Genomic DNA, 22,346 nt, shown 5'->3' with positions numbered 1-22,346 from the left:
AGAGGCCATTGAGTGGGGTGTAGGTCAGAACAACCGCCACCGGTGTAAGAAACCCAAAAGCAGAATCAAACCAGCCTTGGTCTCATAAAACAGGGTGTTAGTTTTTTACAGGGTCTTTATTCCTGTAACAGGGAAAAAAATTCCCGCAAAAAGATGTCCATCTGTTCTTCTGTTCCAACGGAAACCCGAAGGTGATTCTGTAGCTGCGTTGTATTGAAGTAACGTAACAGAATACCTTTGTTTTCCAGAGAGTCTTTCAGGGCTTTTGCGTTTTTGCTCTTTAATCGAAACAAGATAAAATTGGAGTGTGACGGATATACCTCGAGTTCATCACAGCCCTTCAGTGCGGTAATGACCTTGTCGCGGGTTGCAATCATCTGCTGTACCTGGCGGGCAAAGACCTCTTTTTTCCTGAGACATACCCTCAAGGCGACCTCAGCTGCCATGTTGACACTATAGGGCGGTTTGATTTTCATGATGGCCTGCTGTACCTCAGTTGCCATGATTCCATAGCCTACGCGCAGCCCAGCCAGGCCAAAACATTTAGAAAAGGTCCGTAAGACGATCAGGTTGTTGTGTTGGTTAATGCGATCAGCAAAACTACTGCCGGAGAATTCATAATACGCTTCATCAACCACCACGAGCATATCTTTTGCCAGAAAATAGTTCAGTACTTCCTCCTCCAGCATGTTGCCTGGAGGATTATTGGGTGAACATAACAGCACGATCTTTATATCGGTCAGATCAATGTCAGAGAGGGAATTACGATCAATGGAGTAGTCTTCGTTTCTGTGTACATCAACAAAAACCCCGCCGTTGAGCTCTACAACATGTTTGTAGTAGGAGAAGGTGGGAGTAAACGTTAGGACCTTGTCGCCTGGGTTAAGGACCAGCCTGCAGATGAGATCTATCAATTCATCCGCGCCTGCACCAGCCACAATATTATTTGCCTGGCAGCCGGCATAGTTTGCGATCTCCTGCCGGATTGCTTTTTGCGCCGGGTCGGGATAGATGCTTAAATATTTTGCTCTTCCCAGCTCTTCAAGCACCTCGGCGGCAACTCCATATGGGTTTTCGTTGGCATCAAGCTTAATTATTCTGGACTCAGGTAAACCGAGCCGAAGTGCTATTTGATCTGGTGGCTCAATAGGGCTGTAGGTAGCCATTTCCATGACCCCGTTTTTAAAGAGAGATTTTATGCAATTCATTTCGTACCTATTTCAGATGAGATTGTTTCGACCCATTTTCACGATGAAAAAACGCGGCTCAGCCACCGGCAAGTTTAGCTTTATACCCTAATTGTACTAAGCTTTCGACCAGTATTTGCCGGTGGTCACCCTGGATTTCAATAACCCCGTTTTTGACTGTTCCACCGGTGCCACATTTTTGCTTGAGGGTTTTGGCGATTTTCTTCAGCTCCGCATCGGCCAGTGGAATGCCTGTGATAATTGAAACTCCAGCGCCTTTTCGTCCCTTTGTCTGACGGCTAACCCGGACGACCCCATCACCGGATGGATGAGGAGCTTGTCTGCTGCTGCAACAACACTGTTTTTGCGGATGTCCGCAACCGGGGCAGATCCTGCCTGTTTCGGTGGAGTATACCACCCCTTTGGGTTTAACTTTTTTCATTGGTCTTGTGCTGGTTGTAACCTGTGCCCTGGCTGATGGCGTATGCTCTTTAAAGTTTTTTGGTGTATTTTTTGTACTCGCCCGTACTCAGGCAACCCTTTCCTACTGGCTTTCTCCGGTGGTTCTCTGTCAATATGGCAAACATCTTTACACTATTTCCGTATTTTCAGCGAGAACACCGGCGAGGTGGAATAACCTTTGAACCTGGAGTGACAGCAATCTTTTTTATTCTGCCGTTGCGCTAAAGTCACCATATTTTTACATCTGCTGAAAATACTGGGTTTTGTACCTATATGTTACCCATGCCAGGCTGTGCTGGAGTATGCAGTGGGGGGCTGCGGCACGAACATTGCATAAAACTCATACAACAGGGAGACAACAAATAGATAGTCCTGCAACGGGAATTTTCAATTTTTTCAGATTCTGGACTTTGCCATGCACGAAAAAAAATTTCGAGAGATGTCCAACAAGACCTCACGTCGCATAGTGTTACCAGCATTTTTTACTCTTCTCCTTTTTGTTACAGCCATTTTTTTTGTTCTCCTGCCCCAGATGGAGGAAAGTTTCAAAGCCCGCAAAAAAGAGATGATCCAGGAGCTGACGGAGACGGCCTGGAGCCTGCTTGGGACCTATCATGAGAGAGAACTCTCCGGTGAATTGTCTAAGGAAGAAGCACAGAAGAGAGCGATTCTTCGGCTTAATCTTCTTCGGTATGGGCCTGAAAAGAAGGACTATTTCTGGATCAACGACATGACACCGAAGATGCTCATGCACCCATATCGCAGCGATCTGCAGGGTAAGGATCTTTCTGATTTTAAGGATGAAAACGGTAAATATCTCTTTCGTGAGTTTGTGGATCTGGTCAGGCAACAGGGAGCGGGATACATTGATTATTACTGGCAATGGAAGGATGAACCTGGCAAAATATCGCCGAAGCTTTCGTATATAAAAGGCTTTGAGCCCTGGGGATGGATCATCGGTACAGGCATGTATCTCGATGATGTTCATGTCCAAATAGCTGAAATGCGGCAAAAACTCACAGTGATTTCTCTTGCTATCCTGCTGGTGGTTTCCATGCTTTCTCTCTACTCCATCCAGCAGACAATGATGGCTGACCGTGAGCGTTTAGCCATTTTTATAGAGCGGGAAAAGCTGGTGAAGTCCCTGGAAGAGAGCAAGGAACGCTACCGTAACCTGATCGAAACAACCAGTGACTGGATATGGGAATGTGATGCTGAGGGCAGGTATACCTATTCAAGTCCCAGGGTAAAAAAACTTCTGGGCTACCTGCCGGAAGAAATCATCAATAAAACCTTGTTGGATATTGTTTCTCCCGAGCAGGCAAAAAAATTTAAAACGACATATTTCAATCTCATTCAGGCCCAGAAAAATATCAACGGTCTGGAAAACATCTGCCTGGGCAAGATGGGGGAGATTGTGGTGCTTGAGAATAATGCGGTGCCCATTTTTGACTCCCATCAGACTTTTCTGGGCTACCGTGGTATCGCCCGTGATATTACGGAGAGAAAGGTTGCCATGGAGGAGCTGAAGAAAAGCAGGGATGACCTGCACACAAGCCTTGAGGAAACGGTCTCATCACTTGCCTCAACGGCAGAAAAAAGGGACCCCTACACAGCGGGGCATCAGTTACGGGTGGACCTTCTTGCATGTGCCATTGGCCGGGAACTGGGGCTTTCTGAACACCGGCTTGAGGGCCTCCATATTGCGGCCCTGCTTCATGATATCGGCAAAATTACGCTGCCCTTTGACTATCTTGCCAAGCCGACCAAACTGACGAAAGAAGAGGTTGCCATCATTAATTGTCACGCCGAGTTAGGTTATGATATTTTAAAAAATATACATTTTCCCTGGCCCGTGGCAGAGATCGTTTATCAGCACCATGAACACCTTGATGGTACCGGATATCCGAGAGGCTTGACGGATAAAGAGATTCTTCTTGAGGCAAAAATTCTCACTGTGGCAGATGTTGTTGAGGCCATGTCATCCCATCGGCCGTATCGGCCATCGCTAGGAATTACCAAGGCCTTTGATGAAATAACTTCTGGAAGAGGAAGTCGTTATCACCCCTTAAGTGTTGATACCTGCATCCATCTTATTACTGAGAAAAAAGTAGACCTCTGTTTTGAAGATATGTGCCCCATTTTCAGTTAATACTTTGCAGAAAAGGAGACGAGGTGGATTATTTGGGTTCGGCACCGGCTTTTTTGATAAAACAGTCGGCGTAATATTTGAGTTCAGCGATTGATTCTTTGATGTCGTCCAACGCGCGATGCCCGCATTCTTTATGAAAATGAACATGGTCGGGGGCCCAGAGCCTTGCCAGCTCTTTTATGGTACTGACATCGATATTGCGGTGGTGAAAAAAATGCTCCAGCTCAGGCATGAAGCGGGCGAGAAAGCGGCGATCGTGGTAGATCGAGTTACCGCACATCGGAGATGTCCGAAAATCGGTCCATTGCCTCATGAAGTCCAGACATTCCAGTTCTGCTTTTCTATAATCGTAGTTGCTTTTCCTGGACAGTTCTATCAGGCCGGATTGGCCGTGGTGTGTAGTGTTCCATTCATCCATTGATGCCAGCACCTCATTTGGCTGATGGATGACAATGAGTGGGCCTTCTGCGAGGATTTCAAGTTGGGCATCTGTGGCGATCATCGCCACTTCGAGAATTTCGTCGGTGAGAGGATCGAGGCCGGTCATCTCCAGATCTATCCACACCAGATTAGAATTGTCTTTCATAAGAATCTGTTCCTTGCAGAAAGTGATATATATATTTCATTATAATACAAATAGATTGTATTGAACTCTCAGGCTTGATGGTAGTTATTGCAAAGTTAGCGCATGCAGGCCGTTTGTCAACGTGGGAGTGACTGCTGTTAGTCAAGTTCAAGTCTCCTCGAACCTGGTTCATGCGGACCACCAGTAAATAAGATTCATTTCGGCCGGAATAACTGCCTCGGAGTGGGCAGCAATAACCCGCTGTGTGAAGTAGTTAGCCGGTTGCTGAGTGATAACTTTCGCACAGTAGTGAAAGCCGTTGACACTACCGGGGATACTCTCTCCACGCTCCATTTCTGTTATCATCGATTTGTTGTCGTTTGTTCTGTCAGCAAAAAGTTGTATTTTCACGCAGTCTGGTGAAATTCCTCCTAGGTATACCTGAACGTCAAAGGACCAGCCGTCATTTTCTTTATGAACTTCCAGGTTTCCCCAATGTATTCCCTGCCAGTGTTGTCTAAGATTTGAATCCCAGTCGTGTAGTTCTCTGGCCAACCGGCAACCCTGATCTACCCGACGTTGATATGCAGCAGCTGCAGGGAGGTACATTTTTTCTACATATTCTTTCATCATCCGATTGGTACTGAAATATGGAGCAAGCTCCATCATGCTGGCGCGCATCCGGGTGACCCAGGCCTGAGGAATACCTGCCGCATCCCGTTTATAAAATTCAGGAATGACTTTTTCTTCGAGTACCCTGTAAAGTTCTTCCGCCTCAATCCCATCCCAACCTGGTTCCGGATGCTCCCTGCCGTCTCCGATACACCAGCCCACTTCCGGGGTATAGGCCTCTGCCCACCAGCCATCAAGTTCGGAAATATTCAAGCCACCATTGACGAGCACCTTCATGCCGCTGGTGCCGCAGGCCTCCCAGGGTCTTCTTGGGGTGTTGATCCATACATCTACCCCCTGCACCATTTCCTGTGCCAGGGTAATATCATAGTCTTCGAGGAAGACCACCCGGTGCCGGACTTCCGGTCTTCTTACAAATTGTGACCATTGCTGTATAAAATTTTTACCGGTTTCATCCTGTGGATGGGCCTTGCCGGCGACAATCAGCTGGACAGGATACTGACTGTTGGTGAGGATGCGCACCAGTCGTTCCTGGTCGTGGAGCAGCAGGTTGGGCCGCTTGTATTCGGCAAAGCGGCGGGCAAAGCCTAAAATGAGGATGTTGGGATCAAGGATATTACCCGCCTGGGCTATGGTTGGCTCATCCTCGCCCCGTTGACCAAGCTGACGGGCCATACGTTTGCGGGCGTAGTTGACAAGGTCTGCACGTTCCTGTCCGACGAAGGTCCACAGTGATTCGTCACTCAGGTTTTCGAGAATGGCCTTTGCCAGAACCTCTGGGTCATCCCGCCAGCGCTCTTTCCCGGCACTCCTTGTCCATGCAGCATCGGCCCAGGAAGAATCCCAGGTCGGTACATGGACCCCGTTGGTGATATGCATTACCGGAACCTCACATTCGGGCCAGCGTGGATAGAGACTGGAAAATATTCGGCGACTCACCTCACCATGAAGCTTGCTGACGCCATTGGTCATCTGGCAGGTTCGCTTGGCCAGATAGGCCATGTTAAAAGGTTCGGATTGATCTGCAGGGTTTAGTTTTCCAAGAGCACCCAGGGTATCGGGGGTAATGCCCAGTTGCTGGGTATAGTGGCTGCAGTATTTCTGAAGTAAGGTCAGGGGAAAGGTGTCAAAGCCTGCTGCAACGGGGGTATGAGTAGTAAAAATGTTACCACCGCGTGTCGCCCACAACGCCTGCCAGAAGTCAATCTTATGTCGCTCCATGAATTGACGGGCACGTTCCAGAGTAACAAATGCAGCGTGTCCTTCATTTAAATGGCAGACATCGATCTCAATGCCCAGGGCCTCAAGAAGTCGCCACCCTCCAAGCCCTAAGGCTATCTCCTGGCACAGGCGAATTTCCTGCGACCCTCCGTACAGTTTACTGGTGATACCTCGATCACTGGGGCTGTTCAATGGGTCGTTGCTATCCAGGAGATAAAGGTCCACCCGGCCAACGATTGCCCTCCATACACGAAAACGGACGGGACGCCCTGGAAACTGCAGAGTTACATGCAACCATGATCCTGAGTGTGAAATCATCGGTTGCACGGGCAGTGTCGCAGGATCATTGTAGGGATAGACATTCTCCTGCCAGCCATTCGCATCAAGCATCTGCCGGAAATATCCTTCCTGGTACAGGAGTCCAACTCCAACGACCGGTACTCCGAGATCGCTCGCTGCCTTCAGGTAGTCGCCTGCAAGGATCCCAAGGCCACCTGCATACAGTGGCAGTGATTCGCCAAGGCCATACTCCATGCTGAAATAGGCAATTTTATGTAAGGAGGCCTCGGGGTAGGCTGTCTTATACCATCCATTCTGGTTGTAATAACCGTCACGATCCGCCCATAACTGTTCCACCATCGCCTTGAATTGCCTGTCATTTGCAAGTTCTTCCAGCCGTCTTTCAGGCAGGTTTTGCAAAATGACATACGGGTTTGCCGTCTGTTCCCAGGTTTCCGGACTTAATTTCTGCCACAGGGCATCGCCTGCATGACTCCAGGTCCAGCGTAGATCGGTTGCCAGGTCTGCCAGAAGCTCAAGACCATTCGGCAGTTGTCGAACCATATAACTGTGATTATTCATGACGGCTGATCTCCTTTTCCAGCATGGCGATTCTACCCGTGATCTTCATGACCGAGTCGGGAATCAGTGAGATGGAATCGATTCCCTGGCGTACCAGGAATTCGGCGAACTCAGGATAGTCACTGGGAGCCTGGCCACAAATACCACTGTGGCGGTGGTTACGTTTTGCACCCTGGATGGCCATGGCAATTATTTTCATGACCCCTGCGTCCCGTTCATCAAAATCGTGGGCTACCAGGGTTGAATCACGATCAACTCCCAGAGTCAGTTGAGTCAGATCGTTGGAGCCTATGGAAAATCCATCAAAAAGGGCGCTGAACTCGTCGATTAACAGGACGTTATTGGGGATTTCACACATGACATAAACCTCAAGGCCATTTCTGCCTCGGATCAGGCCATGTTTGGCCATCTCGGCCAGTACTTTTTCTGCTTCATCAACCCGCCTGCAAAAAGGGATCATAATGATAAGGTTTGTCAATCCCATTGTATCGCGAACCCTCTGCATGGCCTGGCACTCAAGGGCAAAACCCTCCCGGTATTTATCATCGTAGTAACGGGCCGCCCCACGAAAGCCAATCATGGGGTTTTCTTCTTTTGGTTCGAAATAACTTCCTCCTAAGAGGCTCGCATATTCATTGGTTTTAAAATCACTCATTCGTACAACCACCGGTTTGGGATAAAAGGCGGCTGCAATAGTCCCGACACCTTCGGCAAGTTTGTCGACAAAGTAGTCCTGTTTTGTGGTGTAACCAAATGTCAGGGTCTCAATCTGCTGTTTTTCTGTGTCACTCGTTATCTGTTCAGGATGGACGAGGGCCATGGGATGGATTTTGATAAAGCTGTTGATGATAAATTCCATGCGCGCCAGGCCAACCCCGTCATTGGGGATTTTCGAGAGGGAAAAGGCCATTTCAGGGTTGGCCAGATTGATCATGATTTTTGTCTTCGGTCGCGTGGATTCCTGAAGATTTATGGTCTCAACGTGGAAGGGGAGTAAACCCTCATACACGGTTCCATCATCACCGCCTGCGCAACTGACTGTAATCTCCTGCCCTGTCTGGATTTTCTCTGTGGCATCTATGGCGCCGACCACAGCGGGTATACCAAGCTCGCGGCTGACGATTGCGGCATGACAGGTTCTGCCACCCTTGTTGGTTACAATGGCGGCTGCACTTTTCATCACAGGTTCCCAGTCTGGCATGGTGGTCTCGCTGATAAGGACCTCTCCCGGTTGAAACAAGGAGAGCTGGCTCACATTTTCAATCCTGCGGGCCTTGCCGCTTGCAATCTTTTCTCCAACGCTCTTGCCTTGCGTGAGGACCAGACCTTTTTTATCCAGTTGATATACCTCAAAGGTATCCATGGTCTTTTGCGATTCGACGGTTTCAGGTCTGGCCTGGATGATAAATAGCTCTCCGCTTATGCCGCTTTTTGCCCATTCAATATCCATGGGACGATTTTTACCGGCTTTCATTGAATAATGGTCTTCAATGACAATTGCCTGCCGCGCGAGGCTGAGGACGTCGTCGTCACTGAGACAGAACTTTCGTCTTGCCTGCTCGGAAACCTCTATGTTTTTGGTAAGGGCCCCTGACCCGGACCTGGCATAGATCATCTTAATTTTCTTCTCGCCAAGATTTCTTCTGATGATCGCCCGGTGGCCTTTTTTAAGGGTCGGTTTAAACACGTAATACTCATCCGGGTTCACCGCTCCCTGGACAATGTTTTCTCCAAGGCCGTAGCAGGCGGTGATAAAGACCACATCTCGAAACCCTGTCTCGGTATCAAGAGTGAACATCACCCCGCTGGTGGCAAGATCTGAGCGGACCATTTTCATAATACCTATGGAAAGGGCTACTTTGAAATGATCGAAACCATGGTCGATGCGATAGGAGATGGCCCGGTCGGTAAAAAGAGAGGCGTAGCAGTTGCTGCAGGCAGTTTTCAGAGATTCATAGCCACTGACGTTAAGGTAGGTCTCCTGCTGGCCGGCAAAGGAAGCCGTTGGCAGGTCTTCCGCCGTGGCGGAACTTCGAACGGCAACATGGGTGCCCGGTCCATATTCCTCGCAGAGTTTGTCGTAGGCCTTTTTTATCTCTGTCCACAAATCTTCGGGAAGTGCCGCATTGGCAATGAGTTCGCGGGCTTTTTTGCCCCGCACCGCCAAGTCCTCTACATTTGTCTTGTCAAGTCCGGACATGACCTGCTTGAGTTTGTCTTCTATACCGCTGGACCTCAGAAGATGCCAATAGGCGGAGGCTGTTGTAGCAAAACCATTTGGTACCGTAACCCCTTGCGGGGTCAACTCACGGTACATTTCACCGAGTGAGGCATTTTTACCGCCCACAACAGGTACATCAGCGAGAATAATTTCGTTAAACCAACGAATATATACGGGACTGTTATTCATACTTTTTTCCTCCTGGTTGCAAGATACAATGACCTCAATGTTGTGAGTAACTGTAGTGTAGATGGGCTTTCACAGCCCAGCCGTTACATGTGTGTGGCTTGACTCTTCCAGCGAAATCTTTTATACCCCTCAGCCAAAAGAAAAACCGGCAGTGAGACCAGAATAATGAGCCCCCAGTCCGTGAAAGACAGGGGCATCGTATGCAGGGCTTTCTGCAGGAAGGGGACATAGATCGCGCATACGAGCAGGGCGATATTCAAAATCCAGGCATTGAGAATCCAAGGGTTGGAGAAGAATTCCTTTGCTGAAAGCGGTGCGCGCAGGGTACGAAAGTTAAAAACGTTCATCATCTCAAGCAGGATGATCCCGGCAAAGGCTATGGTCTGGGCAAGCTGGGTGCTCCCTTCTCCCCCTTTAATAAGGTAGTGGTGGAAGAGCCAGAGGGTCACAAGGCCAATATAACCACCCATAAGCAGGATAATGAGAATGGCTTCACGGTTCAAAAGAGGTTCTTTGGTCGACCGGGGAGGTCGCTGCATGATCCTCTTTTCGGCAGGTTCCAGTCCAAGGGCAACGGCTGTGACCCCATCTGTCACAAGATTTACCCAGAGAATCTGGACGGGCAACAGGATCAGCGGCCCTGCCAGCAGAATATTGATAAAGATAGCGAGCACTTCGCCCATGTTGGAAGAGAGCAGGTAACGGACAAATTTCTGGATGTTATCATACTGGCGACGTCCTTCTTCTACGGCGCTGATAATTGTGGCGTAATTATCATCGGTGAGGATCATATCAGCTGCAGCCTTGGCCACATCTGTACCACGCACACCCATGGCAATACCAATATCCGCTTGTTTCAGCGCGGGGGCGTCGTTGACCCCGTCACCTGTCATTCCCACAACCTCGCCCTGATCCTGGAGGATTTTTACAATACGCAGTTTGTCCTCCGGGGTGGTCCGGGCAAACAATACCGGCTCTTGCAGGGTGAGGCGAAGTGTATCATCATCCATAGCTGCAAGTTCATGGCCTTGAATTGCTGTTTGGGTCTGCCAGCCGATGGCCCTGGCGATGGCAAGGGCTGTAGCTGAAGCGTCACCGGTGATCATAATTCCACGAATTCCTGCGCTGTGACTGAGTGCAATGGCCTCTGGAACTTCCAGGTGGGGTGGGTCGATTATACCAGCAATGCCCAGCAGGGTAAGTTCACGTTCCAGCAGGTCATCATCAAAATCGGTGGTGGGTGTATCACCGGGCAGGGTACGACGGGCAAGGGCAAGGGTGCGCAGGCCCTGTCCGGCGAAACCCTGATAGGCTCGATCTGCCGCTTCCCGGTCGGAATCGGTCATTTCACGAACTGCACCTTCCTCAAAAACAAGGTTGCAGCGCTCCAGGATAACCTCAGGAGCACCTTTGACATGGGCAATGTACGAATCCTCACGCCGCTCGATGACAGTCATACGTTTGCGCGAGGAATTAAAAGAAATTTCATGGACGATGTTTCCTGATTTTTCAGGTCGCAGGCCAGCTTTGCCGGCTGCAACGATTAAAGCAGCCTCGGTCGGCTCGCCGATCGCCTGCCAGCCTTGACTATTCTGCCTTACCTCTGCATGATTGCATACCATTCCTGTTTCCAGAAGCAGTTGAAGATCAAGGTTTTCAAGGGGGGTAATCTTTTTTCCAGCTTTTTCAAAACTTCCATCCGGGCAGTAGCCGATGCCGCTGATCTGGATCTCCCCAGAAAAGAGCCAGAGCCGTTGGACTGTCATTTGATTCTGGGTCAAGGTTCCTGTCTTATCTGTACAGAGGACAGTTACAGCCCCTAGGGTCTCTCCTGCCTGGAGGCGCCGAAGCAGGGCACGGCGCTGTACCATGGCACTGACTCCCAGAGCCAGAGTAATCGTTACCACGGCGGGCAGTCCTTCCGGTACTACGGCGACCGCAAGCGAGATGCCGGTCATAAACATTTCGATGAGTGGTTTTCCAAGAAGCCAGCCGGTGAGGGCCACAATCATGGAGACGGCGATTGCAATAATGCCCAGTTGTCTGCCAAGGAGTGCCAGTTCCTGCTGGAGAGGTGTGTTTTCTCTTGCAACCCCCTGGGTTATACGGGCAATTCGGCCAAATTCTGTATTCATGCCGGTTGCTGTTACCAGGCCGTGGCCATGTCCGTTGGTTACAGAGGTTCCCATCCAGGCCATACAGCTACGTTCGGCAAGTACCGCTTTGGGATCAACCGGAGAGGTGTCTTTACTGACAGATTCAGATTCACCGGTCAGGGAGGATTCATCGACTCTCAGGTTAACCGTTTTGATAAGGCGAAGATCGCCGGGGATCCGATCTCCTGTTTCAAGTACAACAATGTCACCTGACACCAGATCTCGGGCATCAATGGTCTGGTAGCGGCTCTCCCGTATTACCTTACAATGAGGCGCCAGCATTTGTTGCAGTGCCTCAATGGCACGCTCTGCCTTCCATTCCTGAACAAAACCCAGAAGTCCGTTGAGGATGACAATCACCACTATGGTAAGGGCATCGCCAACCTCCCCGAGGATGAGTGAAATGACCGCTGCAACCAGCAGAATACCGATCAGTACATCAGCAAACTGGCGGGCAAGGACCATATACCAGGAGGCTTTATCCGCCATCATCAGAGCGTTGGGACCATACTCCTGCAGGCGGCGTTCAGCCTCCGGGGTGGTCAACCCCTCACTCTGGTGGCTTTGAAAACTGGCGACAGCTTCCTGTGCCTTGCGATGGTGCCATGCGCTTGCGCCTTCGCTGTTGACTGTTTGTTGTGCTGGCTGACTCATAGAGAACAATGCTCCATAGTATGGTCGGTTTGCTGAGAAAAATCCTCCTCCTGCCGTGGAAGCCACCCTTTGAGGGGATGTTCTCTTTCACCCGTTTAGAAAGATCTCCTGTAGCGATGTTCATTGCATAAATTACGCCAGCAAATATTCTTCCGAACTATCGTTGTAATCCCGTTTTTATAGGGTGAGCGGCTTACATATCCAGTCCCGGGGCCCGGTAACTTCAAAATTTTTCATATGAAAACTGCAAGAATTTGCAGATTAGACCTGGAGCCTGATGTCAGGGCAGTTTCTGGAGATCTTCCTCAATTACATGGTGCCCATATCTATTGGGAAAAATCATTTATATTTCGACTGGTATAATAAGTGCAAATCTCACTCTGACAGCAGACTGTAAGGAGTCTGAGAATCCGAGCGTTGACCGGATGAAAACGAGCGTAAAACAGAGAGGCATCGCAGTTCAGGATAAGATTGAGAGAAACCCATAAAGGAGGGCGTGCCATGGTTGGCTTCAAAAAGATTTTACTTCCCGTTGATGGTTCGAAGAATTCTATCCGTGCCATGGTCAATGGCTTGAATCTTGCGGAAATTATGGATTCTGAGATTGTTCTTCTCTATGTTACCGGTGTTATACCTCCGTTTATCAAGGGGCAGGCCTTGATTGAAGCGGAGAAAGCTCAAAAAGAAGAGGCCGATCAGGTGCTTGCGCCGTGTTATGAATTTCTTGAGGAAAATGAGGTGAACCTCTCTGCTCTCTATGTTTCAGGTCTGAAAATCTGGGACACGATCTGCCAGGTCGCAAAGGAAGAACAATGTGATCTTATTATTATGGGGTCACGGGGAAGGGGGGATTGGGAAGGTGCCATGTTGGGCAGTGTGACCCACAAGGTACTGGCTCACTGTACTCTGCCGGTACTGGTTGTCCGCTAAATGTAGTTGCGGGGTTCGTTTGGCTGCCTCCTCCATCTACCACCACAATATCTTAAATGGGTCTCAGGAGTGGATAGGTCGGGGATGGAGCAGGCTGGAGGGTGTACTACCCACGGTGAAGGTGAGAGCTCTTCAAAGAGAAACTTGAGCATACAACGACTCAAGATACCCTTTAAGAATGGACACTGAATGAATCTGACAGAGAACAAGCCCACATACATTCCACAATTGATAGCAGAGTTTTTTCAGGCTGCCCGCAGGCCTTTCAGTTATAATCTTCGGAAAAATTTCTACATCTGGTTTGGACTGATATGGGGGCTGCCGGTTCCCCTGGCAACACTAATGATACAGATCCATTTTATGGCAAAAGGGGGAGTCGACCAGTCATTTTTAGATGCATTGTGCACTCCTGCCCAGTGGTTTTTTCTGGCCCATCCTTTTCTGTTTGGGGTGATCTTCGGTATCCTTGGAACTATTCGTTATGATACAGACAGCCGGTTCAACGAGGCCATAAGCAACCTTGAGAATCTCTCCACCCATGACCTGCTTACCGGTCTGAAAAACCGACATTATTTTGTGGACAACTATCATCAGGAGTGTGCCAGAAGTACCCGGCGGGGAGAAGCACTCTATCTTCTTTTTCTTGATATCGATAATTTCAAGACAATAAATGATACCCATGGACATCTGGTAGGAGATATTGTCTTGAAAGAATTGGGCAGATTCCTCAGGGAAAAATGCCGTCCCTATGATATCCCTGTTCGTTGGGGCGGAGAGGAGTTTCTTGTTCTGCTGCGGGCAGCAGGTGAGGATGCCGCAATTATGTACGCCGAGCGAATCCGTCAGGGGATCGAATCCGGTATCAGTCCGGTCATACATTTTTCTTTTACTGTTTCAATCGGACTGACTCAATATACGGATAAAGACACCCTTGAACAACTCTGTGATAGGGCTGATCAGGCCTTGTACCATGCCAAGCAGACAGGGAAAAACAAGGTGATTTCCTGGGAGGCCCTGCACAGGGAGACGGGGGCGGCAGATGTGTCGGACAGAGATAGCAGAAATGGTAAGGGTACGGTGTAGGAGACGAGTATTAGAGAATGTCTTTTAGTTCATGTCTTCTTGCAGATGATGAGTTTACTTTTACCCGATGGAGTGTGGGTGAGGCTGACCTTAAGGAAAATTTTTTCAAATGGGGAGAGTCCTTGTTGGATAAACTCACGGGAGTCGGTGGGACCCATCATCAACATCCGCATGTAAAACATCAATTTCACCAAAAATTTTTGCGGAACTTCGTGTTCCATTATCAAAACCTGACCTTCTGGTTTTACCACTCGCCTCATTTCCTGTAGTGCCTGACGCCTTGCCTGGCCTTTTAATTCGTAGAGGGCATGGGAACAGCAGACAACATCAAAGCAGTCATCTGCAAAAGAAAGAGAGGCAGCGTCACCATTGACAAGAACCACACTATGATTCACATCCTTTTCTCTTGCTTTTCGCAACATACCGGGGGAAAAATCGTAGCCAATCGCCTGGATACCTGCAAACTTTTCAGCAAAGGCAAGGATAACCGAACCGGTACCACAGCAGACATCTAAAACCCTGGCCTGCTGGGTATTGTGTATCTGTGATGAGTCAACAAGGAATCTACGGGTCTCATCCCTGTGGGGTCCGGAATGGGTTTTTATGAAGAAATCATAAAAATGGGAAAAAATATTGTAAAACAGCCTTCGGCCAGTTCGTAATGCTTGCATCCTTCTGCCCTCCATGATCATGAACCGGGGAAAAATCGTATAGATGTACCGGGGTGTTGTTTCAGTCTATCTGCCAGCATCTGCTGTTTCACTTCATTGCTTCAAAGCCTGCAATCACGTCAAACAGTTCTTCGTCGATACTGCTCTGGCGCACTCCATTGTAGCGTACGTTCAATTCTTCGATGAGGTCGTCTATATTTTTTTCTGCACGTTGCATTGCAGCAAGACGGCTTGCGTTTTCACTTGCCAGTGATTCGGTGCAGGCTCGAAAAAGAGAGACAAAAAGATATTCGCCGATCAGCGACCGCAGGGTAGTGCTATCGTTGCTGTCACCGTTGTCTCTGCAGGAAGAACCGGTGTTCCTGTTTTCCACAACTTCCGGCAGGTATTTGGTCGGCCAGGAATGTTTGGTCAGGCTGACCTGCCATTCGATATCCAGTGGCAGCAGTCGCTGACTGACAGGAATATACAGGGCACCCGGTATCGGCCGATTGTAGAAGAGATGCAATTCGATATTCTCTCCTTCGTTTTGATGCACTGCATTCTGCAGGAGAATCTGTCCAACCAGGGGCGTGATGGCTTTGACTGAGTTTGGTACCGTAAAAAGACTGCCAAGGGGTAAACCCTCATCTGCCAGGCGGGTATGAACCCGGCTCCCTACCGTTGAAATCTCAGGTGGGGCTGGAAAAGTCGCCAGAGTTTGTATCGCATAGTCTGCAATGGTTTCGTTGAACCTGCCAACCAGTCCAAGGTCTGAGCCGAACACGACGGCGTGGATCACATCCGGTTCTGTCGGCTGTTGATCCCTGTGTACCAGAAGTTCTGAATGTATAGCCCGCAGACAAACGCCCAGGCCGAGTTCCACCGTAGAGTAATAATCACTGAGAGATCGTACCGATTGTTCGAACTGGCTGATGTTGGCCGCAGCCATAGCCTTCATAGTGCGTACGACCGCCTGGAGCTCGGAGGCACTTTCGATCTTGTGCTGTAGACTGGAAGTATTTTCAATCATGACGGCTCTCTGAATCGTTTGTGGGAAAGGCCATCTGCATTGTCTTGTTTTCTCCCGGCAGGTCCAGTGACCCCGTCGAGCTTGCTATTGGAAGAGGTGGCGAACTCTGTGAGTATCTCGTGGGTAATATTGACAATAGCCTGCCGATCCTCATCACTGAGAGTTTCAGCCTGTTCAAGCCGCTCAATGATCTCTGCAGGTATTCGAGGCGTAGAAATGCGAAGAGCATGTTGGGCCTCTTTCATCCGCTCAAGGGGGATTAGGTCAAAATATCCTGTCGTAAGCGCAAGTAATATGATGATCTGGTCAACCATTGGCCATGGCGAAAATTCTGACTGTTTGAGACAGGCCCGAATCCGAAGGCCATGCTCTATAACCTTCCTGCTCTCTTCATCGAGTCGTGCGCCGAACCGGGCAAAGCTTTCAAGCTCTTCAAATTGTGCATAGGCAAGTTTGAGGTCCCCGGCAACCATGTGGAATGCAGGACGCTGCGCCTTTCCACCAACCCGGGAGACGGATTTGCCGACATCGACGGCCGGCATGATGCCGAGTTCAAACAGGGCCGGTGAGAGATATATTTGCCCATCGGTGATAGATATCAGATTTGTTGGAATGTAGGCTGAAATATTCTGTGCCTCCGTCTCAATGATGGGCAGGGCTGTAAGTGACCCGCCACCTTTACTGGAATGCAGGTGGGTTGCCCGTTCCAGCAACCTTGAATGAATATAAAAAATATCACCGGGAAATGCTTCACGACCGGGTGGCCTGCGTAAAAGCAGAGAAAGTTCGCGGTAGGCACGGGCATGGTGGGTGAGGTCGTCGTAGACAATCAGTACGTCCTTGCCCTGTTCCATGAAATATTCGGCCACACTGGTGGCGGCGTAAGGGGCAATATAGGCAAGGCCCGGCGGCTCGTTGCCTTCGGTGATTATGATGACGGTGTATTGCATTGCCATCTTTTCCCTGAAGGTGTTGACCGCCTTGGCGTTTGATGCTCCCCTTTGGCCGATGGAGCAGTAAACACAGATTACATCCTTGCCCCGTTGATTCAGAATGGTGTCTATGGCGATGGATGTTTTCCCCGTCTGTCGGTCTCCGAGAATCAGTTCGCGCTGACCGCGGCCAATCGGAATAAGTGCATCTATCACCTTCAGCCCGGTCTCGAGCGGTACGGTGACGGGAGCACGATTCGTAATGGCGGCAGCCGGTCGTTCGATGGGCAACCGTCCGCTGGCCAGCAGAGGGCCCTGGCCATCAAGGGGCTGGCCGAGGGGGCTTATGACCCGGCCCAGTAACCCTTCCCCGACAGGGACATCCATAACCCTGCCGGTTCGCCGTACTTCATCACCTGCATGAAGATTCCAGTATTCCCCAAGCAGAACGACGCCGATTTCATCCTCATCCAGGTTGAAAGCTATCCCGAAGACCTTACCTGCAAAGATGACCAGTTCGTCAGAACCAACATTTGGGAGGCCTGAGACCCTGGCAATCCCATTGGAAACACTGATGACTGTACCGATTTCCTGTGGCAGAAGTCGCGGCAGATAGCCTTCACGCGCCTCTTTGAACCCTGCAAAGGCCTGGTTGTAAATAGCTGTCAGTGAATCCGGGGATATGTTCATTGCTGTTCTCTTCAAAAAGTAACTGCTGTATCCGGCTCTGCAGTAGGCGATGCGGGTTGGAGGTTTTCCATGGCTGCGTCACTTTTTTTGGCTGTCTGCTGCAGGAGGACATCACTGACACGTTCTTCCAGTGAGCTCAGATAATCGTGAATGCTCCAGGCTAGCTTTTGTCCGCCTATAGTAAGCTCGATGCCGCAGATTAATTGTGGATCAACGACGAAACTCACCATATTCACCGTATTCAAGTTACTTTCATTCAGTCCGGATGGCAGCATTTCGGTGAGTGTCTGTTGTATGGCACTCTGTTGCTCTGGAGAAAGTTCAAAGGCGCTTCGCACATGCATCTGGCCGGGCGAGTTTTGTAAGGACCCGGTCAGAGCTGTTTTTTGTTTCTTGCCGAGGCTATGCAAATGGTCTGAGAAAACATCAATCATACGTTGTTCAAGACCTGTATCTGCAAGCTCGGAAAGGGCTTTTCTCGATATTGCAAAAACTTCTTCCCGTGTCCGGGAGAGGATTTCTTCTTTTATACTCTGCTGCTCCTGCAGCCAGGCCACCTGTCGTCTGGCTCTGAAATCCTCTGCTGCCTGCTGGGCATCGGTAAATAGCCGTTGACGTTCAATGTTTGCATCTCTGGTCGCTGTTTCAAGAAGCTGCTGCCGTTGCTGGTTGAACTGGCTGTTCTTGTTCTCGAAGATAATTTTTTCCTGCAGTGCTTCTGTTTTTTTCAGATCGGCATCGGCGAGGGCCAGAGCGATCCGCTTTTCTCTTGCGTCGATGGCTTTTAAAATCGGTTTAAAGAGAAAGCGTTTCATCAAGCCGACGAGTACCAGAAAGTTGATGAGCTGTGCAATGACGGTAAACCAGTCTATTAACATGGTCTTACCTGCCTGTTGTCTGGGCGATGAAGTGGTTCCAGAACGGATTGGCGAAGATGAGAATCATTGAGACCACGAAGCAGTAAATGGCCATGGATTCAATCATTGCCAGACCGACGAAAAGGGTTCTGGTGATGGTTGCCGAGGCGTCAGGCTGCTGGGCCAGAGAGCTTAACGCCGTAGCAACGGCCTTTCCTTCAGCGATGGCAGGGCCAATCATGCCGATAAAGGTGGTGATACCGGCGATGATAATTGAGGTTATTGCAATAATTGTCAGGTTGTCGTACATGGCGGCTCCTTTTTTCAGAGGGGGTTCGCGGGTAGCTGGGTCTTCGGTTTTGTTGTCTTGACCCGTGTGGCCGCAGCGATATAGACTGCCGCCAGGATGCTGAATATATATGCCTGCACCATACCGGTAAGCAGACCGAGAAGGGTCATGACGATGGGAAAAATATAAGGGGTTATGGAGAGCAGGATTCCCATTATCATTTCGCCACTCATGATGTTGCCAAAGAGGCGGACGGCGAGAGCGAGGGTGCGGGTAAGTTCGCTGATGATGTTGAACGGCAGCATGATACATGTCGGTTCCATATAGGACTTGAGATAGCCACCTGGTCCTTGCTCTTTGATGCCAAAAGAAGGAACGGCGACAAAGACGCACAGAGCGAGAGCTGCAGTCGTCGAGAGAGAACCGGTCGGTGGTTTGTAGCCGGGGATGACAGTGCAGAGACTGGCGACACCAACGTAGAGAAAGAGGGTGCCGAGAAAGCCGAGATATTTCCGTGGCTGACTGAGACCGACCTCTTCGATCTGCTTCTCAATAGCGGTGACAACGATTTCCAGAAGGTTTTGCCAGCGCGATCGTTTGTGATCCGTTGCCAGGTTACGGGTAATAACTATGGCACTGACAGTCAGAAGTAACATCAAAGCCCAGGTAAATACGATTGTGGCATTGAGTTTAATGAACCCGTATTGCCAGAAAATGATCTCATCAGGACTCAGCTTCATGATTGGCCCCGTGTACAGGTAAGTGTTGAGATATCGGTTGTTTGTCTGTTCCCCGCATTACAACAAAACGGGCGAGGGTAAAGCCGATAAGAGAGGCCGGGAGCCGGTCCAGGTGTCCTCTTGTGATACAATAAAATCCAGCCGTGACGATGATTGTCCGCAGAAGCCAGCTGCTAATAAATAACAGTGCAGGCTGTCGGGAAGAGACTCCTTTTTGAACCGTCCACCACAGGCCTCCAAAGAATATTCCTCCGAGCACTGCACCGGCGATGGCTGCCAGAGCAGGTATGAGCATGCTATTCATCATTTTCTTCCTGTTCCTCCCGTATGGCCTGGTGTTCTTTAGCAACCCAATGCCAGGCATTAAAACAGCCGATACAAAGGCCTCCAACCAGCAAAGCCAGGGTCCAGGACCTGCCTTCTGGATAATGTTTGTCAAGCCAGAGACCAAGCATGGTGCCAAATAAGGTCGGAATAACCACTGACCAACCGATCAGTCCCATCATGCCAAGACCGAACCAGATTGTCCTGCTCTCGTGCCGCCGGGCACGGAGCTTACGGACAGCTCTTTCACCTACTTCCCGGACAAAATGAGGATGTACCGGTTTGGTAGAATGTCTTGGTTCTTCTGATTTCCTGGATGGTGTTGAGTTATCTGACCTTTGTTGAATCTCATTTTTTTCAGTCATGACCAAACCTTGCAAGACGGTGAATAAAGCTGCTTTCAAGTTTTGCGAGCACTGAATGAACATTCTGTTCCTGTTCATTTACCCTCAAGAATTCCTGGTCAACCGCCTGGCGTAATCCGCCAAGGTCTTTTCCGGATATGGCGTTGCGCACCGAGATCAACACATCTGTGCCGGTTTTAATCATTATTCCTTCGTTGACAGCCACAAACTCCTCACCACCCTCCTGGGTTTCAAAGATCAGAATCCCGGGGATAAGGGAGGCAACGCAGTCGAGCCGCTGGGGCAGGAACCCAACAGAGCCTATACTGGTTTCTGCAACGATTCGCAAAACGCCAGACTTTTCGGTAAAGATCCCAAAGGGCAGGAGAATTTTAAGATGCATAGGTTTGGGCTGTAACATTTTCGCCCTCCGTGTGAGTTTTATTTGCCCTCTTTTGCAGCCCTTTGACACTGGATTGAGCCTGGGATTTACGATCGCGTGTTACCTCATCAATGGTACCGATCATGTAGAATGCACTCTCGGGGTAGTCATTGAATTCATCGGCGAGAATACGTTCACATCCATCAAGGGCGTCTTCAACGGTAACGAGTCTGCCTTTCTGCCCGGTAAACTGTTCTGTGGTGAAGAAAGATTGAGTCAGGAAGCGCTCCAACCGTCTGGCGCGGGCAACGATCTTGCGGTCTTCCTGCGAAAGCTGTTCAAGTCCAAGCATGGCGATGATATCTTTCAATTGCGCGTATTGTGCAAGGGTCCGTCTGATTTCCTGGGACAGCGCATAATGGTATTCTCCAACAATACCAGGTGTGGCCATTTTTGAGCTCGACTGCAGGGGGTCAATGGCAGGGTACAATCCTTCGCTTGCCTGTTTACGGGAAAGTACCAGCGAGGCGGAAAGGTGGGAAAAGGTATGGACGGCCGCTGGGTCGGTAAAATCATCGGCTGGAACATATACGGCCTGAATAGAGGTGATTGCACCCGCGTCGGTATTGGCGATACGCTCTTCTAACTGCGACAACTCCGTTCCCATTGTGGGCTGATATCCGAGGCGGGAAGGCATTTGTCCCATCAGTCCTGAGACTTCTGAACCGGCCTGGATGAAACGAAAAATATTGTCGATGAGCAGCAGGACATCGCGGTGCAGGTCGTCACGGAAATATTCGGCCATGGTTAGCGCCACATGACCGACGCGGAAACGACTCCCGGGAGGTTCATTCATCTGGCCAAAAATCATCACCATATTTTTCAGAACACCAGCGTCCTTCATCTCACGGTAGAGTTCTTCACCCTCGCGACATCGTTCGCCAATCCCGCAAAACAGGCTGACTCCCTCGTGGTGTCCGATCATGTTATGGATCATTTCAGTGAGCAGCACAGTTTTGCCAACACCGGCTCCACCAAAGAGGCCGGCCTTACCTCCACGTTCAAGTGGTGCCAGGACATCAATAATTTTAATACCGGTCCTGAAAACTTCAGAGGTGGTAGATCGACGAATAAGTGGTGGCGGGGAGCGATGAACACTTCTCCATTCCACGTCAGTAAGGGGCGCCTGCCGGTCAAGGACATTACCGAAGACGTCAAACATGCGAGACAGGCATCCCTTACCCACCGGGGCCTTCAGTGATCCGCCGGTATCCTCAACTCTCATGCCACGTCCGAGGCCTTCCGTTGCTGTCAGGGCGATACCACGTACCCGGCGCCTGTTGAGTTGCGATAACACCTCAATGAGGATTTTGCCATTTCCGGCCTGAAGCAACGAATAAATGGGCGGCAAGTGGACATCAAAACGTATGTCAACGACACTGCCCCGTACCGAAACGACGGTACCGATGTTTAAATGACTGACCTTGTTGTCAACGGGGTTCATTCGCTATATTATCCTTTTGTCAGAGCCCATCTGTACGGACAAGATGAATTTTTAAGAGCTTCTCAACTTTTACGGTATCAATGATATTTGTATATCAGTAACTAGAGCAGAAACTATGCCAGTGGTGTGATGTTATTGTGTGTTCAGATTTGCTCTTGTTTTAGGCAGGATAGTGCAGTATGGGGGGTGATTTTTTGTTATAAGGGAGTTGCATTTACAAAAACACGCACCTTTGCAATACAAGATTTTGCAGATTGGCTGTGGCAAAACAGTGGGAACAATAGCCG

Annotated in this window: 19 protein-coding genes; 3 read left to right on the top strand and 16 right to left on the bottom strand. The window is 49.7% G+C overall.

Annotation, left to right across the window (positions count from 1 at the left end; all coding sequences use genetic code 11):
* Nucleotides 1-116 precede the first annotated feature (116 nt).
* Together hisC and FCL48_RS18600 are read right to left on the bottom strand one after the other, a co-directional pair.
* Entirely contained in the window at nucleotides 117-1,208 is a 1,092-nt protein-coding gene (hisC, locus tag FCL48_RS18605) for a histidinol-phosphate transaminase (RefSeq protein WP_136874425.1), read from the bottom strand.
* Between the two features lie 58 nt (nucleotides 1,209-1,266).
* A complete protein-coding gene (locus tag FCL48_RS18600; protein ID WP_136874424.1) occupies nucleotides 1,267-1,629 on the bottom strand; it encodes a translation initiation factor Sui1 in 363 nt (120 codons plus the stop codon).
* A gap of 435 nt (nucleotides 1,630-2,064) precedes the next feature.
* Here FCL48_RS18600 and FCL48_RS18595 point away from each other — a divergent pair, with 435 nt between their 5' ends.
* Nucleotides 2,065-3,801: a cache domain-containing protein gene (locus FCL48_RS18595; RefSeq protein WP_136874423.1), complete on the top strand. Its 1,737-nt coding sequence runs from the start codon at nucleotides 2,065-2,067 to the stop codon at nucleotides 3,799-3,801.
* Nucleotides 3,802-3,829: 28 nt separating this feature from the next.
* Here FCL48_RS18595 and orn read toward each other — a convergent pair whose 3' ends face one another.
* The 4 genes from orn to FCL48_RS18575 all read right to left on the bottom strand — a co-directional run bounded on the left by orn (nucleotide 3,830) and on the right by FCL48_RS18575 (nucleotide 12,301).
* Nucleotides 3,830-4,387 (bottom strand): oligoribonuclease, encoded by a 558-nt coding sequence (gene orn / locus FCL48_RS18590; protein WP_136874421.1) that lies wholly within the window; start codon nucleotides 4,385-4,387, stop codon nucleotides 3,830-3,832.
* A 168-nt stretch (nucleotides 4,388-4,555) separates the two neighbouring features.
* A complete protein-coding gene (glgP, locus tag FCL48_RS18585) occupies nucleotides 4,556-7,081 on the bottom strand; it encodes an alpha-glucan family phosphorylase (RefSeq protein ID WP_136874419.1) in 2,526 nt (841 codons plus the stop codon).
* Complete coding sequence (gene ppsA, locus FCL48_RS18580) at nucleotides 7,074-9,491, bottom strand: phosphoenolpyruvate synthase (RefSeq protein ID WP_136874417.1); 2,418 nt, start codon at nucleotides 9,489-9,491, stop codon at nucleotides 7,074-7,076. Before ppsA ends, glgP begins: the two co-directional genes overlap by 8 nt.
* Before the next feature lie 83 nt (nucleotides 9,492-9,574).
* Nucleotides 9,575-12,301, bottom strand: coding sequence for an HAD-IC family P-type ATPase (locus FCL48_RS18575; protein WP_136874414.1), 2,727 nt, complete (start codon nucleotides 12,299-12,301; stop codon nucleotides 9,575-9,577).
* A gap of 501 nt (nucleotides 12,302-12,802) precedes the next feature.
* Between FCL48_RS18575 and FCL48_RS18570 the strand changes: the two genes are divergently transcribed.
* Both FCL48_RS18570 and FCL48_RS18565 read left to right on the top strand, forming a co-directional pair.
* The gene (locus FCL48_RS18570) at nucleotides 12,803-13,231 is read left to right on the top strand and encodes a universal stress protein (RefSeq protein ID WP_136874412.1); all 429 of its coding nucleotides are present in this window, start codon (nucleotides 12,803-12,805) and stop codon (nucleotides 13,229-13,231) included.
* Between the two features lie 189 nt (nucleotides 13,232-13,420).
* Nucleotides 13,421-14,314, top strand: coding sequence for a GGDEF domain-containing protein (locus FCL48_RS18565; protein WP_136874410.1), 894 nt, complete (start codon nucleotides 13,421-13,423; stop codon nucleotides 14,312-14,314).
* Nucleotides 14,315-14,343: 29 nt separating this feature from the next.
* On the opposite strand, the gene FCL48_RS18560 is transcribed toward FCL48_RS18565, so the two are convergent.
* From FCL48_RS18560 to atpD, 10 genes are all read right to left on the bottom strand, one after another.
* Nucleotides 14,344-14,985 carry a class I SAM-dependent methyltransferase gene (locus FCL48_RS18560; protein ID WP_136874408.1) on the bottom strand — a complete coding sequence of 214 codons (642 nt, stop codon included), beginning with the start codon at nucleotides 14,983-14,985 and terminating at the stop codon, nucleotides 14,344-14,346.
* Between the two features lie 88 nt (nucleotides 14,986-15,073).
* Entirely contained in the window at nucleotides 15,074-15,997 is a 924-nt protein-coding gene (locus FCL48_RS18555) for a F0F1 ATP synthase subunit gamma (RefSeq protein WP_136874406.1), read from the bottom strand.
* Nucleotides 15,994-17,619 carry an alternate F1F0 ATPase, F1 subunit alpha gene (locus FCL48_RS18550; protein ID WP_136874404.1) on the bottom strand — a complete coding sequence of 542 codons (1,626 nt, stop codon included), beginning with the start codon at nucleotides 17,617-17,619 and terminating at the stop codon, nucleotides 15,994-15,996. Before FCL48_RS18550 ends, FCL48_RS18555 begins: the two co-directional genes overlap by 4 nt.
* A gap of 11 nt (nucleotides 17,620-17,630) precedes the next feature.
* Nucleotides 17,631-18,497 carry a F0F1 ATP synthase subunit delta gene (locus tag FCL48_RS18545; protein ID WP_136874402.1) on the bottom strand — a complete coding sequence of 289 codons (867 nt, stop codon included), beginning with the start codon at nucleotides 18,495-18,497 and terminating at the stop codon, nucleotides 17,631-17,633.
* Between the two features lie 4 nt (nucleotides 18,498-18,501).
* Nucleotides 18,502-18,786 carry a F0F1 ATP synthase subunit C gene (locus FCL48_RS18540; protein WP_136874400.1) on the bottom strand — a complete coding sequence of 95 codons (285 nt, stop codon included), beginning with the start codon at nucleotides 18,784-18,786 and terminating at the stop codon, nucleotides 18,502-18,504.
* A gap of 14 nt (nucleotides 18,787-18,800) precedes the next feature.
* Nucleotides 18,801-19,505 carry a F0F1 ATP synthase subunit A gene (locus FCL48_RS18535; protein ID WP_136874398.1) on the bottom strand — a complete coding sequence of 235 codons (705 nt, stop codon included), beginning with the start codon at nucleotides 19,503-19,505 and terminating at the stop codon, nucleotides 18,801-18,803.
* A complete protein-coding gene (locus FCL48_RS18530) occupies nucleotides 19,489-19,812 on the bottom strand; it encodes an ATP synthase subunit I (protein ID WP_205747759.1) in 324 nt (107 codons plus the stop codon). The genes FCL48_RS18535 and FCL48_RS18530 overlap by 17 nt, the downstream gene beginning before the upstream one ends.
* Complete coding sequence (locus tag FCL48_RS18525) at nucleotides 19,802-20,194, bottom strand: AtpZ/AtpI family protein (protein WP_136874397.1); 393 nt, start codon at nucleotides 20,192-20,194, stop codon at nucleotides 19,802-19,804. The genes FCL48_RS18530 and FCL48_RS18525 overlap by 11 nt, the downstream gene beginning before the upstream one ends.
* Nucleotides 20,187-20,594, bottom strand: a complete 408-nt coding sequence (locus tag FCL48_RS18520; RefSeq protein ID WP_205747758.1) for a F0F1 ATP synthase subunit epsilon — start codon at nucleotides 20,592-20,594, stop codon at nucleotides 20,187-20,189. The genes FCL48_RS18525 and FCL48_RS18520 overlap by 8 nt, the downstream gene beginning before the upstream one ends.
* Nucleotides 20,566-22,059 carry a F0F1 ATP synthase subunit beta gene (gene atpD, locus FCL48_RS18515; RefSeq protein ID WP_136874395.1) on the bottom strand — a complete coding sequence of 498 codons (1,494 nt, stop codon included), beginning with the start codon at nucleotides 22,057-22,059 and terminating at the stop codon, nucleotides 20,566-20,568. The genes FCL48_RS18520 and atpD overlap by 29 nt, the downstream gene beginning before the upstream one ends.
* Between the last annotated feature and the right edge of the window lie 287 nt (nucleotides 22,060-22,346).

This window comes from Desulforhopalus sp. IMCC35007 (assembly GCF_005116575.1).
In the GTDB taxonomy this organism is placed as follows: Bacteria; Desulfobacterota; Desulfobulbia; order Desulfobulbales; family Desulfocapsaceae; genus Desulforhopalus_A.
Note: the sequence above shows the minus strand (reverse complement) of the source record. Positions and strands in the feature narration are given on the sequence as shown.

Coding starts and splice junctions, on each gene's coding strand:
- ppsA (WP_136874417.1), bottom strand. CDS start 9,491: ATGAATAACAGTCCCGTATATATTCGTTGGTTTAACGAAATTATTCTC.
- FCL48_RS18555 (WP_136874406.1), bottom strand. CDS start 15,997: ATGATTGAAAATACTTCCAGTCTACAGCACAAGATCGAAAGTGCCTCC.
- atpD (WP_136874395.1), bottom strand. CDS start 22,059: ATGAACCCCGTTGACAACAAGGTCAGTCATTTAAACATCGGTACCGTC.
- FCL48_RS18540 (WP_136874400.1), bottom strand. CDS start 18,786: ATGTACGACAACCTGACAATTATTGCAATAACCTCAATTATCATCGCC.
- FCL48_RS18525 (WP_136874397.1), bottom strand. CDS start 20,194: ATGACTGAAAAAAATGAGATTCAACAAAGGTCAGATAACTCAACACCA.
- hisC (WP_136874425.1), bottom strand. CDS start 1,208: ATGAATTGCATAAAATCTCTCTTTAAAAACGGGGTCATGGAAATGGCT.
- FCL48_RS18575 (WP_136874414.1), bottom strand. CDS start 12,301: ATGAGTCAGCCAGCACAACAAACAGTCAACAGCGAAGGCGCAAGCGCA.
- FCL48_RS18595 (WP_136874423.1), top strand. CDS start 2,065: ATGCACGAAAAAAAATTTCGAGAGATGTCCAACAAGACCTCACGTCGC.
- FCL48_RS18565 (WP_136874410.1), top strand. CDS start 13,421: ATGAATCTGACAGAGAACAAGCCCACATACATTCCACAATTGATAGCA.
- glgP (WP_136874419.1), bottom strand. CDS start 7,081: ATGAATAATCACAGTTATATGGTTCGACAACTGCCGAATGGTCTTGAG.
- FCL48_RS18570 (WP_136874412.1), top strand. CDS start 12,803: ATGGTTGGCTTCAAAAAGATTTTACTTCCCGTTGATGGTTCGAAGAAT.
- FCL48_RS18560 (WP_136874408.1), bottom strand. CDS start 14,985: ATGCAAGCATTACGAACTGGCCGAAGGCTGTTTTACAATATTTTTTCC.
- FCL48_RS18550 (WP_136874404.1), bottom strand. CDS start 17,619: ATGAACATATCCCCGGATTCACTGACAGCTATTTACAACCAGGCCTTT.
- FCL48_RS18520 (WP_205747758.1), bottom strand. CDS start 20,594: ATGTTACAGCCCAAACCTATGCATCTTAAAATTCTCCTGCCCTTTGGG.
- FCL48_RS18535 (WP_136874398.1), bottom strand. CDS start 19,505: ATGAAGCTGAGTCCTGATGAGATCATTTTCTGGCAATACGGGTTCATT.
- FCL48_RS18530 (WP_205747759.1), bottom strand. CDS start 19,812: ATGATGAATAGCATGCTCATACCTGCTCTGGCAGCCATCGCCGGTGCA.
- FCL48_RS18600 (WP_136874424.1), bottom strand. CDS start 1,629: ATGAAAAAAGTTAAACCCAAAGGGGTGGTATACTCCACCGAAACAGGC.
- FCL48_RS18545 (WP_136874402.1), bottom strand. CDS start 18,497: ATGTTAATAGACTGGTTTACCGTCATTGCACAGCTCATCAACTTTCTG.
- orn (WP_136874421.1), bottom strand. CDS start 4,387: ATGAAAGACAATTCTAATCTGGTGTGGATAGATCTGGAGATGACCGGC.